Source organism: Aliiroseovarius crassostreae (assembly GCF_001307765.1).
GTDB classification, from domain to species: Bacteria; Pseudomonadota; Alphaproteobacteria; order Rhodobacterales; family Rhodobacteraceae; genus Aliiroseovarius; species Aliiroseovarius crassostreae.
Genome location: NZ_LKBA01000006.1, coordinates 731,869 through 745,552 on the forward strand (window position 1 = coordinate 731,869; position 13,684 = coordinate 745,552).

Annotated in this window: 11 protein-coding genes; 8 read left to right on the forward strand and 3 right to left on the reverse strand. The window is 60.2% G+C overall.

Going from position 1 to position 13,684, the window contains the following annotated elements; translation table 11 throughout:
- Nucleotides 1–228: 228 nt before the first annotated feature.
- The 4 genes from AKJ29_RS09925 (at nt 229) to rimO (ending at nt 4,052) form a co-directional block, all read left to right on the forward strand.
- Nucleotides 229–1,146, forward strand: coding sequence for a DMT family transporter (locus AKJ29_RS09925; RefSeq protein ID WP_055190567.1), 918 nt, complete (start codon nt 229–231; stop codon nt 1,144–1,146).
- A gap of 100 nt (nt 1,147–1,246) precedes the next feature.
- Nucleotides 1,247–1,852: a GcrA family cell cycle regulator gene (locus AKJ29_RS09930; protein WP_055190330.1), complete on the forward strand. Its 606-nt coding sequence runs from the start codon at nt 1,247–1,249 to the stop codon at nt 1,850–1,852.
- Between the two features lie 179 nt (nt 1,853–2,031).
- Nucleotides 2,032–2,415, forward strand: coding sequence for a VOC family protein (locus AKJ29_RS09935; RefSeq protein ID WP_055190332.1), 384 nt, complete (start codon nt 2,032–2,034; stop codon nt 2,413–2,415).
- Between the two features lie 233 nt (nt 2,416–2,648).
- Nucleotides 2,649–4,052: a 30S ribosomal protein S12 methylthiotransferase RimO gene (gene rimO, locus AKJ29_RS09940; RefSeq protein WP_055190334.1), complete on the forward strand. Its 1,404-nt coding sequence runs from the start codon at nt 2,649–2,651 to the stop codon at nt 4,050–4,052.
- A 9-nt stretch (nt 4,053–4,061) separates the two neighbouring features.
- Here the strand turns inward: rimO and AKJ29_RS09945 are convergent, their stop codons facing one another.
- Entirely contained in the window at nt 4,062–4,913 is an 852-nt protein-coding gene (locus AKJ29_RS09945; protein ID WP_055190336.1) for a hypothetical protein, read from the reverse strand.
- Nucleotides 4,914–5,072: 159 nt separating this feature from the next.
- On the opposite strand from AKJ29_RS09945, the gene AKJ29_RS09950 reads away from it, so the two are divergent.
- Nucleotides 5,073–5,720 carry a hypothetical protein gene (locus AKJ29_RS09950; protein WP_055190338.1) on the forward strand — a complete coding sequence of 216 codons (648 nt, stop codon included), beginning with the start codon at nt 5,073–5,075 and terminating at the stop codon, nt 5,718–5,720.
- A 181-nt stretch (nt 5,721–5,901) separates the two neighbouring features.
- Here AKJ29_RS09950 and carB read toward each other — a convergent pair whose 3' ends face one another.
- On the reverse strand, nt 5,902–9,168 hold the full coding sequence (gene carB / locus AKJ29_RS09955) for a carbamoyl-phosphate synthase large subunit (protein ID WP_055190341.1): 3,267 nt from the start codon (nt 9,166–9,168) through the stop codon (nt 5,902–5,904).
- A 330-nt stretch (nt 9,169–9,498) separates the two neighbouring features.
- Here carB and AKJ29_RS09960 point away from each other — a divergent pair, with 330 nt between their 5' ends.
- The 3 genes from AKJ29_RS09960 to aspS all read left to right on the forward strand — a co-directional run bounded on the left by AKJ29_RS09960 (nt 9,499) and on the right by aspS (nt 13,158).
- Complete coding sequence (locus AKJ29_RS09960) at nt 9,499–10,650, forward strand: aminodeoxychorismate synthase component I (protein WP_055190343.1); 1,152 nt, start codon at nt 9,499–9,501, stop codon at nt 10,648–10,650.
- The gene (locus AKJ29_RS09965) at nt 10,605–11,273 is read left to right on the forward strand and encodes an aminotransferase class IV family protein (RefSeq protein ID WP_055190345.1); all 669 of its coding nucleotides are present in this window, start codon (nt 10,605–10,607) and stop codon (nt 11,271–11,273) included. Before AKJ29_RS09960 ends, AKJ29_RS09965 begins: the two co-directional genes overlap by 46 nt.
- Before the next feature lie 109 nt (nt 11,274–11,382).
- Nucleotides 11,383–13,158: an aspartate--tRNA ligase gene (aspS, locus tag AKJ29_RS09970; protein ID WP_055190347.1), complete on the forward strand. Its 1,776-nt coding sequence runs from the start codon at nt 11,383–11,385 to the stop codon at nt 13,156–13,158.
- 109 nt (nt 13,159–13,267) lie between these two features.
- Here the strand turns inward: aspS and AKJ29_RS09975 are convergent, their stop codons facing one another.
- Nucleotides 13,268–13,501, reverse strand: a complete 234-nt coding sequence (locus AKJ29_RS09975) for a hypothetical protein (protein ID WP_055190348.1) — start codon at nt 13,499–13,501, stop codon at nt 13,268–13,270.
- Between the last annotated feature and the right edge of the window lie 183 nt (nt 13,502–13,684).

The window sequence follows — 13,684 nt, forward strand, 5'->3', positions numbered from 1 at the left end:
ATTACAGTGGTTTTTCAGGTGGAGATGTTTGGAGGGATGCGCCGAACTGGCGCGCGATCAAGCGAAACCGGACGTCAGGCGCGAAAGCGTCGGCGTCGGATGGCGGCAGGGCCGCAGAGGGGATGGGTCCGCGTGATCATGGGGGCGATGTAGCGATTGACCGGCAATCTGTCCAGCCTTTTCAACTTCTGCTTTTCTGCAACCGGCGCACAGGGTAAGCGAGAGGTCATGAAAACGCGCCAGACCCCGCAGCAGCCCGAGAGCCCGGTAGCTGCGGCTGCCTTCATCCTTGTCGCCTCGGCCCTGATTGCGGGCACAACCCTGCTGGCCAAGCTGGTGGGGCAGGATCATCTGGGCGCGCCGCTCCATCCGCTGCAGATCAGCCATGGACGGTTTCTGTTTGCCTTCCTTGCCATTTCAGGGGCCGTGCTGGCGCTGCGTCCGGGCTTTCACCAGGTGCATTGGCAGTTGCATGTGGCGCGTTCTGCCGCAGGCTGGCTGGGGATTTCGCTGATGTTTGCGGCGGTGACCTTCATTCCTCTGGCGGACGCCACGGCAATCTCGTTCCTGAACCCGATCATTGCCATGATGCTGGCGGTGCCCTTGCTGGGCGAGCGGGTGGGGATATGGCGCTGGGGGGCGGCGGCGATTGCCCTGACCGGGGCGCTTATCCTGGTGCAACCCGGCGGCAGCGGGTTTCACCCGGCGGTGCTGCTCGCACTTGCAGCCGCCTTTGCGATGGGGTTCGAAATCACCCTGATCAAGCGGCTGACCGGGCGGGAAAGCCCGCTTCAGATCCTGTGGTTCAACAATGCAATCGGCTGCACCATTGCAAGCGGCGCGGTGTTCTGGATCTGGGCCAGCGGGACATTTCAGTGGCCCAATGGCGCGCAGTGGCTGGCGCTGGCCGCGCTGGGGACCATGATGGCCACGGCGCAAGCCGCCTTTATCCAGGGCATGAAGCGGGCAGATGCGAGTTTCGTCGCCCCGTTCCAATATGCCACGCTGATCTTTGCGGGTCTTTACGACTTCATCGGATTTTCCGTGATCCCCGCCGCCACATCCCTGCTTGGGGCAGGGATTATCATTGCCGGAGGGGTGATCCTTGCCGGACGCGAGGCCCGTGCGCCACGTCGCAGAAATTGATTCGTGTGACGTCTTGTATCCGGCGCGCTTGTGGCTAATATAAGCCTTCGTGAATTCACCGGGTGTATCTGCCCAATCAGACCGAAAGACGGGAAACTGCATGTCCTGGACCGACGAACGCGTTGAAATTCTGAAAAAGATGTGGGGTGAGGGGCAATCGGCCTCGGTGATCGCCAAGGAACTGGGCGGCGTGACCCGCAACGCGGTGATTGGCAAAGTACACCGTCTGGGCCTGTCGAACCGCACCAGCGGTGGTGCCAAACCGGCAGCCAAACCAGCAGCCAAGGAAAAACCGGCGGCAAAACCCGCCGCAAGCAAAGCGAAGGCGGCCCCGAAGCCCAAACCCGCCGCCAAGAAAGAAGCGGCGGCTGAAGCAGACGCACCTGCAGCAGCGCCCGCCGCAGAAAAACCGGCCCTGCCCGCCCGCAAGGCGATCATTCCCGCAGGTCAGCCCCTTCCGCCCCAACCCTCGGCCAATGAGGTCAGCCCCGAGGCGCTGGCCAAGGTGAACGAGATCGAGAAGGGCGCCAAGAAGCTGAGCCTGATGGAACTGACCGAGAAGACCTGCAAATGGCCCATCGGTGACCCGGCCACCGAAGAATTCTGGTTCTGCGGGCTGCCTGTTCAGCAGGGCAAACCTTATTGCGAGGCCCATGTGGGGGTGGCATTCCAGCCGATGTCCTCGCGTCGCGATCGCAAACGATAAGAGCTCTGGTTTCAACTGTATCTGGAAAGGGCGTGGGCATATCCCGCGCCTTTTTTTGTGGCAAGCCCTGAGGGGGCTCTGCCCCCGCCTTCGGCCCCCCGAGGTATTTCCGGCAAGAAAAAGACGGCGGCGGGGGATTTGTGATAGGATGGGGGAGCCTGACACGAAGGAGGTGTGTTATGCAGCTTGGCACCTTTTCCCTGAGCCTCGCGGTGAAGGACATCGCCGCATCCCTGGCCTTTTATCAGGCGCTTGGGTTTCGCCAGATCGGCGGTGACATGGATCAGAACTGGGTCATTTTGGAAAGTGGCGGCACGGTGATCGGGCTTTTCCAGGGCATGTTTGAAAAGAACATGATGACGTTCAATCCGGGCTGGTCGGCCCCTGGCGTAAGCGCGGAAGAGTTTGATGATATTCGAAAAATTCAGGCCATGTTGCAGGAGGTGGGGATCACCCCCACCCGTCCGGCCGCGCCCGGTGCGGACGGCCCGGATCATCTGCTGATTACCGATCCTGATGGCAACACGATCATGCTGGATCAACATGTGCCGAAACCGGAATGATCTTTCAGAAATCACTGCGCAACCGATTTCGGTGTCGGCGGCGCGGAGTTGTCTTGTTGTGGGGGTCGACACTGTTTCGCTGAAGCGTTTCCACATTGTGTTGAAACAGCGTGACGTGGAAACGTCGCGCATCATATAAGGATGGTGGGCCGATCGGATTGGCGTTCTCCCTCCTTGCAACTTATGTTCTGGAAGGCTGGTCAGGGCAGGCATAGCGGGGTATACCGCGCGCCATGACTGATGCGATCAACCCTCCGAACCTGCGCCCTGACCTTGCCCCGAAAGCCCGGATCACCGATCCCGTGCGCGAGGGGCAGCCGAAGATTGGTATGGTCAGCCTGGGCTGCCCCAAGGCGCTGGTGGACAGTGAGCGGATCCTGACGCGGCTCAGGGCCGAGGGTTATGCGATCAGCCCGGATTACACCGGGGCGGATGCGGTGATCGTGAACACCTGCGGGTTTCTGGACAGTGCGAAGGCCGAAAGCCTTGAGGCGATTGGCGAGGCGCTGAAGGAAAACGGGCGTGTCATCGTCACCGGCTGTCTGGGGGCGGAAGAGGATTACATCCGCGGCACCCATCCCAGCGTGTTGGCCGTGACCGGCCCGCATCAATATGAGCAGGTTCTGGACGCGGTGCATGGGGCGGTGCCGCCCGCGCCGGACCCGTTTGTGGATCTGCTGCCAGCGTCGGGCGTGAAGCTGACCCCGCGCCATTACAGCTATCTGAAGATTTCCGAGGGCTGCAATCACCATTGCAAATTCTGCATCATCCCCGACATGCGGGGGCGCCTGGTGTCGCGCCCGGCCCATGCGGTGGTGCGCGAGGCGGAAAAGCTGGTGGAGGCAGGCGTCAAGGAACTGCTGGTCATTTCGCAGGACACATCCGCCTATGGGGTGGATATCAAACACGCAGAGGAACGCGGGCATCGGGCGCATATCACCGATCTGGCGCGCGACCTTGGGGCGCTGAAAAGCAATCTGGGGGCGGGCCACGATCTGTGGGTGCGGATGCATTACATCTATCCCTACCCCCATGTGCGCGAGCTGATCCCGCTGATGGCGGACGGGCTGATCCTGCCCTATCTCGATATTCCGTTCCAGCACGCCCACCCCGATACCTTGAGGCGCATGGCGCGCCCGGCGGCCGCAGAACGCACGCTGGACCGGATTGCCGAATGGCGCGGCATTTGCCCGGACATCACCCTGCGCTCGACCTTTATCGTCGGCTATCCCGGCGAAACCGAGGCCGAGTTTCAGACCCTTCTGGATTGGATGGACGACGCGCAACTGGATCGGGTTGGGTGTTTTCAATATGAAAATGTTGACGGGGCGCGGTCAAACGACCTGCCCGATCACGTGCCTGCCGAGGTCAAACAGGACCGGTGGGAACGGTTCATGGAGAAAGCCCAGGCAATTTCCGAGGCGAAACTGGCCGCGAAAGTAGGCCAGACCATGGATGTGATCGTGGACGACATCGACGAAGACGGCATCGCCACCTGCCGCACCAAGGCGGATGCGCCAGAGATCGACGGAAACCTGTTCATCGACGAGGGCACCGAAGGGTTGCAGGTCGGCGAGATCGTCTCGGTCGAGGTGGATGAGGCTGGGGAGTATGACCTTTGGGGGGGGTTGCGGTGAGAAATACAGCTAAGCTCCTCGGACGACTGAATTGATCTTCGTTAAAAAGCGATCAGCTGCCTCATGCCCTTCGTGGGTAATTTGGTAGTATTGGATCATTTTTATTGGCGCCGAAAAATCTTTATGAATTGGTTTCAAGAATCCAATTTGAACCAATTGGTCAACATAATGAGAAGTTGCCAAGTGTTCTTTCCTACTCAACTGTCTAAGAGCCGCATCCCCAATCTTGGCAACGGGACTTTCTGAACGCTTAAGGAACGTTTGATTACTTGGATTGGTGGTCAGCATTATCTCCCCAGATTTTGATCCAGCTACATCCACTAACAATCCCACGGCGCCAACCACAAGCTCAGATTCCTTAATGGATTTTCTTTCAAGCTTTCCTTCTGCGTCATTCAGGAGTTGTTCAACTAGCTCCTCACCCCCAACTTCCTCAGCCTCTTTCTCACGCTTCGCCGCCTCAATTTTGCGGCGTTCACGCGCCTCCTCTTCCGCTGCACGTCTTTCCTCAAGCTCAGTAGCCCTGCGAATATCCGCGATCTGGTGCTGGTGCGCCGCCTCATCCTGCAACTGTTTGAGATGCGCGACAGGCTTTTTTGCCACCCATGCCCCGGCGTATCTCAACCATGGACTCGCCAGAGCAAATACCACTCCCCCGACGACAGGCCACAAATAAAGCGACTCCCACGTTGTCACATTGTCAAAATGCGCCAACCGCACCAGCACCGGGCTATCCCCGAACAGCAGGTTGAACAGGGGGCGCCAGTTCACCACCAGAAACACAAAGAGGATTGATCCCAAAAACGGGCTACGGATCCGGTTGTTCGCCGCGTCCATCAGATCTTTCAGCACGTCACCCATGGCACCCTCATCTCTAACCGGCCCACATCATACTCAATCTATGCGAGTAGGAAAGCGAAATTGCTTTTTCAGACAATCAACCCCAAGCAGATCCCCCTTGCCTCATCTCCCGTCACATTCTACGCTGACCTCAGCGAGGGTTGGTAAGCGAGAGGCAAGATGGAACCTCCTTATCCTGACCCGACAGGGGATGATGACACGGCGTTTTTGCGGATGGAACAGGGGTTCCGGCAGGCGTTGGATGAAGACGTGCACCAGAAGGGCCGCGATCCTTTGCGGGCGCAGCTGGCCTATGTGAACAAGGTGCTGGCGGCTGCGGACGCGCTGGGTATTCAGCTTTTGTCCCATCTGACCCGCCCCGAAATCCCGCTGTTGAAAGACGTGGGAAACCTGAACCATCTGCGGGATGAGATTGATCATACCCTGGTTGCGCTGCGCCTGAAATTTGCCCGCCATGACCCGGTCAAACCCCGGCACCTGCCGGAAGATCAGCATCACCGGCTGCTCAGCCTGTTAAACAGCATCACTGCGGAAATCGAAAACACCCACCTCCCGAAAACCATGGATCAGGAGGCCCGACAGGTGTTGAGCACCCTGCGCGGGCAGCTGGAAACACGCACTCTGCGGATGGAGCATTTCGTGGATCTGGGCCGGGTGATTGCCAGCATCGGGCGCCAGCCCGAAACCGAGGCGGTCGCGGATAAATGCTGGCAGTGGTTGCGCCTGTCGATGGACCTGCTGAGCCAATCCAAAGACAGCCATCGCCCCTTTGCCCATCTGAATGACGGGGAGGCGACAGGGGAATGAACAGGAGCTGAACAGGGTCGACATGCCCCAACACGCTGCAAGAGATATCAATGCCGTGGGCGTTTCGGAATAAACATGTGTCTCAAGCCTATCCCGAAACGCTTTAAGCACGTCAAAACCCCGCGCGAAATCAAAAGCGCCGCCCGGATGAACGGCGCTTTTCTTGTTTTGGAAAGGGGCGTTATGCCTGAAGCGGCGCCACCTCGATCTCACGCTCGACCCGCGCTTTCATCGCGCGTGCAGCGGCGTGCGACGCGGCCAGCGTGGTGAAATAGGGGATCTTATCCATCAGGGCGACATTGCGCATCTGGCGACTGTCATTCACCGATTGCGCGCCTTCGGTCGTGTTCATCACCAGTTGCACATCGCCGTCTTTCATGTGGTCGACAATGTTGCGACCCGGCTCATAAACCTTGTTCACCTCTTCGGTCTCAATGCCATTTTCCTTGAGGAACTTGGCGGTGCCATAGGTGGCGATGATCGAAAACCCAAGATCTTTCAGCATCTTGGCGGTTTCCACCAGCTGCCCGGTCTTGTCGCTTTCCTTGATCGACAGGAAGACCTTGCCCTCGGTCGGCAGATGTGTGCCGGCGCCCATCTGGGCCTTGAGGAACGCCATGGCAAAGCTTTTGTCCGCGCCCATCACCTCACCGGTGGAACGCATTTCCGGCCCAAGCAGCGTGTCGACGCCGGGGAAACGGGCAAAGGGCAGCACGGCCTCTTTCACCGCAAAGGTGTCGATCTCGGGATTGACCAGATCGAAGGCATCAAGCTTTTCGCCCGCCATCACCCGTGCGGCGATGGTGGCAATCGGGCTGCCGACGGCCTTGGCCACAAAGGGCACTGTGCGCGAGGCGCGCGGGTTCACTTCGATCAGGTAGATCTCATTGTCTTTCACGGCAAACTGCACGTTCATCAGACCGACCACGTTGAGGGCCAGCGCCAGGGCTTCGGACTGTCGGCGCAGCTCGGCGATGATCTCAGCCGACAGCGAGTAAGGCGGCAGCGAACAGGCACTGTCGCCCGAGTGCACGCCGGCCTCTTCGATATGCTGCATGATACCGGCCACATGGACCTTTTCCCCATCCGAAAGCGCGTCCACATCCACTTCAACCGCCCCGGACAGATAGCTGTCCAGCAGAACCGGGCTGTCACCCGACACCACCACGGCCTCAGCGATGTAGCGTTCCAGCTGGGCCATGTCGCGCACGATCTCCATCGCGCGGCCACCCAGTACATAGGACGGGCGGATCACCAGCGGGAAGCCGATTTCCCCTGCGATTTCAAGCGCCTGAGCATCCGTGGCGGCGATGCCATTTTTCGGTTGCTTCAGGCCAAGCTGGTTCACCAGCGCCTGGAACCGCTCGCGGTCTTCGGCAAGGTCAATCGCGTCGGGCGTGGTGCCCAGGATCGGAATGCCCTCGGCCTCCAGCGCATTGGCGAGCTTCAGCGGCGTCTGGCCGCCAAACTGAACGATGACGCCGTGCAGCGTGCCGTTTTCCTGCTCAATCCGCAGGATTTCCATCACATGTTCGAAGGTCAGCGGTTCGAAATAGAGGCGATCCGAGGTGTCGTAATCGGTCGACACGGTTTCCGGGTTACAGTTGACCATGATGGTTTCATAACCCGCCCCAGTCAGCGCGAAACAAGCGTGACAGCAACAATAGTCAAACTCGATCCCCTGACCGATCCGGTTCGGACCACCGCCCAGAATGACAACCTTTTTGCGGTCCGACGGGCGGGCCTCACATTCCACGTCGCCCATCATCGGCGCTTCGTAGGTGGAGTACATGTAAGGCGTCTGCGCTTCAAATTCAGCGGCGCAGGTGTCGATCCGTTTGAAGACCGCGTTCACGCCGACCTTGCGGCGCGCACCCCGCACGTCGGTTTCCTTGAAGCCGGTCAGCTTGGCCAGACGCGCATCGGTAAAGCCCAGCATCTTGAGCTTGCGCAGGCCCGCCGCATCCGAGGGCAGCCCGCTGTCTTTCACCGCGTTCTCGGCATCGACGATTTCACGGATCCGGGCAAGGAACCACGGATCAAACGCGGTCACACGCTGGATTTCCTCATTGCTCAGCCCGTGGCGCATCACCTGTGCGATTTTCAGGATCCGGTCGGGGCGCTGCTCGGAAATCGACTTGATCAGGGCGGCATGGTCCGGCGCGCCGGGGATCTCGATCTCGTCAAAGCCGGTCAGGCCGGTTTCCATCGAGGCGAGCGCCTTTTGCAGGCTTTCATGGATGGTGCGGCCGATCGACATGACCTCACCCACCGATTTCATCGCGGTGGTAAGCTCCGGCTTCGAGCCCGGGAATTTCTCAAACGCAAAGCGCGGGATCTTGGTAACCACATAGTCGATGGTCGGCTCAAACGAGGCGGGCGTGACCTTGGTGATGTCATTGTCCAGCTCATCCAGCGTATAGCCCACGGCCAGTTTCGCAGCGATCTTGGCAATCGGGAAACCGGTCGCCTTTGAGGCCAGCGCGGAGGAGCGCGACACGCGCGGGTTCATCTCAATCACCACCATGCGGCCATCTTTCGGGTTTACCGCCCATTGCACGTTGGATCCGCCGGTTTCCACGCCGATCTCACGCAGCACGTTGATCGAGTGGGTGCGCATCAGCTGGTATTCCTTGTCGGTCAGCGTCAGCGCAGGGGCCACGGTGATACTGTCACCGGTATGCACGCCCATCGGGTCGATATTTTCGATCGAGCAGACGATGATCGCGTTGTCGGCAGTGTCGCGCACCACCTCCATCTCATATTCTTTCCAGCCCAGAAGGCTTTCATCAACGAGGATCTGGTTCACCGGCGAGGCATCCATGCCGGTGCGGCAGTAATGTTCGTATTCCTCGCGGTTATAAGCCACGCCCCCCCCGGTGCCGCCCAGGGTAAAGGCGGGGCGGATAATGGCGGGAAGGCCGATGTCATCCAGCGTTTCCAGCGCGATTTTCACCCCGGCATTCAGATCCGCCTGACCCTTGTCATTGGTCGGCGCGGTGACGATGGTCGCGCGCGGGTTTTCGATGCCCAGACGATCCATTGCTTCGCGGAACAGTTTGCGATCTTCTGCCATTTCAATCGCATCGCGCTTGGCGCCGATCAGTTCCACGTTGAACTTGTCCAGCACGCCAAGGTCATCAAGCTCCAGCGCGGTGTTCAGACCGGTCTGCCCGCCCATCGTCGGCAAAAGCGCATCGGGGCGTTCCTTCTCGATGATCTTGGCAACCACTTCGGCGGTGATCGGTTCGATATAGGTCGCATCCGCCATGTCCGGGTCGGTCATGATCGTCGCCGGGTTCGAGTTCACCAGGATGACGCGATACCCTTCCTCGCGCAGGGCTTTACAGGCCTGGGCACCGGAATAGTCAAATTCGCAGGCCTGGCCAATGATAATGGGGCCCGCCCCGATGATCATGATGGATTTGATATCGGTTCTTTTCGGCATGGGATCCCCCTTCGGCAGGTCAAGGCAGAGTATAGGCACGAGTCTGTCCCGCGCGCAAATTGTCCTGCGTTATAGTGATCGAAAGATGTTGTGCAAGCCCTCATTACGTCTGCGCGACAGGTTTGCGCAGTTTGTTTGCGAAAGACCGGGTCTGAGGGGCAAATGCGGGCATGTGGCAGGGGGGAAGGCGCAACGGCGCGTAAAACTTCACTGAAGTGGCGCATTCTGCCCTTCCCTCCCTGCGACGGGGATTATACATGGCCTTCACAACAGCGCCCTTTGGCGCACACCGCTTAAACAGCAGCACAACCAGCAAAAGGGACACCGCGGGTGCAGATCAGGTTCGACCAGTTTTGTCATGACCGGGGTCAGGCGGGAAGACCCTGCCAGTTCACCCGCCCGATCCGCATGATCGAGGCGACAACCCCGGCCGAGGTGCCCGCAGCACTTGACGCGCTGGATTGCGCACGGGCGGAAGGGCTGTGGCTGGCCGGATATGCAAGCTATGAGCTGGGCTATGTGCTTGAACCGAAACTTGTACCGCTTCTGCCGGAAAACCGCCGCCTGCCACTGTTGCGCTTTGGTGTCTATGACGGGCCCGCGCCTGCCGAAGACCTGCCCATGGGCCGGGCCGGACGGGATGTCGGGCTGGGCACGCTTTCCCCCCGCTGGGACGAAACGCGCTATCGCCACGCCTTTGAACAGGTGCATGACGCCATTGGCGCGGGGGACATCTATCAGGCCAACCTGACCTTCCCGATTGACAGCACGGTGCATGGCGATCCGGCGATGCTTTACGCCGCCCTGATGACACGCCAGCCGGTGCTGCATGGGGCGCTGGTGGAACAAGACGGGCTGCCCGCGCTCCTCTCGCGTTCGCCCGAACTGTTTTTCCGCACCACCGCCGCCGGGCGCATTGAAACGCGGCCGATGAAAGGCACCCAGCCGCGTTCGGAGGACCCGGCGCAGGATCGCGCCAACCGCGATTTCCTGATCACGGATGAAAAGAACAACGCCGAAAACCTGATGATCGTCGACCTCCTGCGCAACGACATCTCTCGCGTGGCCAGACCCGGATCGGTGCATGTGCCGGAACTCTTCTGCGTGGAAAGCTATGCCACCGTGCACCAGATGGTATCGACCGTGGCGGCCGAGCTGGCAGAGGGGGTGCAGCTGTCCGATATCCTGCGCGCATTGTTCCCCTGCGGCTCAATCACCGGTGCGCCGAAAATCCGCGCGATGGAAATTCTGCGCGGGTTGGAGCCGGATCCGCGCGACATTTATTGTGGCACGATCGGCTGGGCCGCCCCGGATGGCGCCTCCAGTTTCAACGTGGCCATCCGCACGCTGATGGTCGAAGACGGCCAGGCCCGCCTGAATGTGGGCGGCGGGGTCGTGTGGGACAGCACAAGCGGGTCGGAATATGAGGAAGCCCTATGGAAAGCACGGTTTGCGGAAGCGTTCCAGATGGAACAGAGCTGATTGAAACCTTTGCGCTTGGGCCTGCGGGCGTGGCGCGGCTGGACCTGCACATGGCGCGGATGGCGCGGTCTGCGCAATGGCTTGGGTTTCCCTTTGATGAGGGCAAGGCGCGCGCCCTCTTGGCATCGCAAACCGCACCCGAGCCCCTGCGCGCGCGGCTGACCCTTGCGCAGGACGGCAGGTTGGATCTGACCACAGCCCCCCTGCCCGCCTCAGTCCCCAGCTGGCGCTTTGCAATCCACCCGGAACGGCTGCGCTCGGACAATCCGTGGCTTTTGCACAAAACCACCCGGCGCGCCCTTTACAACGACGCGCGCGCGGCCTTGCCTGACGGCATTGACGAATGGATTTTCCTGAACGAACGCGGTGAGATCTGCGAAGGCACCATCACCAATATCGAACTGACCCGACCCAACGGCGAGGTCCTGACCCCGCCACTTTCCTCCGGCTGCCTGCCCGGCATCTATCGGCAAAACCGCCTGACGACGGGCGCCCTCACCGAGGCCGTTCTGACACCACATGACCTGAAAGGCGCAACCGAGATCCGCCTGACCAATGCGCTGCGCGGGGCAACCCCGGCAATTTGGGCCCCGGAATGCCCCCATTTCAACCAGTTTGCTTGACAAGCGCGGCGCAACCTTGTGTATCGGCAAAGACGCGTTTTACAGCGCATGACACCTTTGCCCGAACCCTGCGGGCACCGATCCGATTTTGCCGATGAAAGGCCGTAACATGCACGCATATCGCAGCCATACCTGCGCCGAGCTTAACAAATCCAACGTAGGTGACACCGTTCGCCTTTCCGGCTGGGTCCACCGTGTCCGCGACCATGGCGGCATTCTGTTCATCGACCTGCGCGACCATTATGGCGTGACCCAGGTTCTGTGCGACCCGGACAGCCCGGTGTTTGCCGAGATGGAAAAAGTGCGGTCGGAATGGTGCATTCGCATCGATGGCAACGTGAAAGCGCGCGACGCGGATCTGGTCAATGACAAGATCCCGACCGGCGAAGTTGAAGTTTTCGTGCGTGACCTTGAGGTTCTGGGCGACGCGGGGGAACTGCCGCTGATCGTGTTCGGCGACCAGGAATACCCGGAAGAAACCCGCCTGAAATACCGGTATCTCGACCTGCGCCGCGAACAGATGCAACAAAGCATGAAACTGCGCTCGGACGTGGTGGCCTCGATGCGCAAACGCATGTGGGACGCGGATTTCCGCGAATACCAGACCCCGATCATCACCGCCTCCTCGCCCGAAGGTGCGCGTGACTTCCTGGTGCCGTCGCGCCTGCATCCCGGCAAGTTTTACGCGCTGCCCCAGGCGCCGCAGCAGTTCAAACAGCTGATGATGGTGGCGGGCTTTGACAAATACTTCCAGATCGCACCTTGTTTCCGCGACGAGGACCCGCGCGCCGACCGTTCGCCCACCGATTTCTATCAGCTCGACATGGAAATGTCCTTTGTGACCCAGCAGGACGTGTTCGACACCATTCAACCCGTGCTGCAGGGCGTGTTTGAAGAGTTCGGCGGGGGGCGCAAGGTCGACACTGACTGGCCGCAGATCTCCTACAAGGACGCGGCGCTTTGGTATGGCACCGACAAACCGGACCTGCGCAATCCGATCAAGATGCAGGTTGTGAGCGAGCATTTCGCCGGGTCCGGCTTTGCAATCTTTGCAAAACTTCTGGAAAACGAAGGCACCGAAATCCGCGCCATCCCCGCGCCGAAAGGCGGCTCGCGCAAATTCTGCGACCGGATGAACAAGTTTGCCCAGCAGGAAGGTCTGCCAGGCATGGGCTATATCTTCTGGCGCGATCAGGGCGAAGGCATGGAAGCGGCTGGCCCGCTGGCCAAGAACATCGGCCCGGAGCGCACCGAGGCGATCCGTCAGCAACTGGGTCTGGGCGTGGGCGACGCGGCCTTCTTCCTGGGTGGCAAGCCGAAAGCCTTTGAAAAGGTTGCGGGCCGTGCACGCGACGTGATCGGGGACGAGCTGGGCCTGACGGACAAGGACCGTTTTGCCTTTGCCTGGATCGTCGATTTCCCGATCTACGAAGCCGACGAGGAAACCGGCAAGATCGACTTTGAACACAACCCGTTCTCAATGCCGCAGGGCGGTATGGACGCACTGAACGGCGATCCGCTCAACGTGCTGGGATACCAATATGACCTGGCCTGTAACGGCTATGAGCTGGTGTCAGGTGCGATCCGGAACCACAAGCCAGAGATCATGTTGAAGGCCTTTGAACTGGCAGGCTACGGCGAAGACGAGGTGAAGAACCGCTTTGGCGCGCTTTTCAACGCGTTCCATTACGGCGCCCCGCCGCACGGTGGCTGTGCCGCCGGGATCGACCGGATTGTGATGCTGCTGGCCGATCAGGAAAACATCCGCGAAGTGATGCTGTTCCCGATGAACCAGCGTGCTGAAGACCTGATGATGGGGGCACCCAGCTTGCCGGAAAACGAGCAGCTGCGGGAGCTTCACCTGCGGGTTATTCCACAGGAATAAACCGGGTCCGGCCAAACCGTGAAACACAAAGCCCGCGCAATGCGCGGGCTTTTCTTTTTCCCTGCAGCCAGCAGCGGAGCTGCCGGGGCAAAGCCTATGGATCAGAAGATCAGGACACGCGCGCGGTCGGTGCTGCCTGCCCGACCGGGGGCACCTCTTCCGTGGCAACCGCCTGAGACGGGGCTGCAAGAGAGAGCGCCACGGCAATCATCAACATTGCGGCACCACACATAAGCACAGCCCAATCCACCGCGGCCTCTGCCCAGCTGGGGCCTGCCTGTCTGGCATCTGTCGACATCTCGGTATTTGCCTGGGGTAATGCGGTCGCCATCTTGTCCACCATTTCCTCCACCTTTTACGCGGCCTCGCCACCGCTTGTGCAGCGAGCCCCTTGACCCTCGTGTTGCATTCCAACCGAATGTTCCACCGAATTGGGGCGTAAATGTGAAGGGGTGGGGGCAATTGAGCGACCGGTCCGTAACCGGGTCGGTCAGCGCGGTACGTGATATCTCTTGTCAAAGGGGCG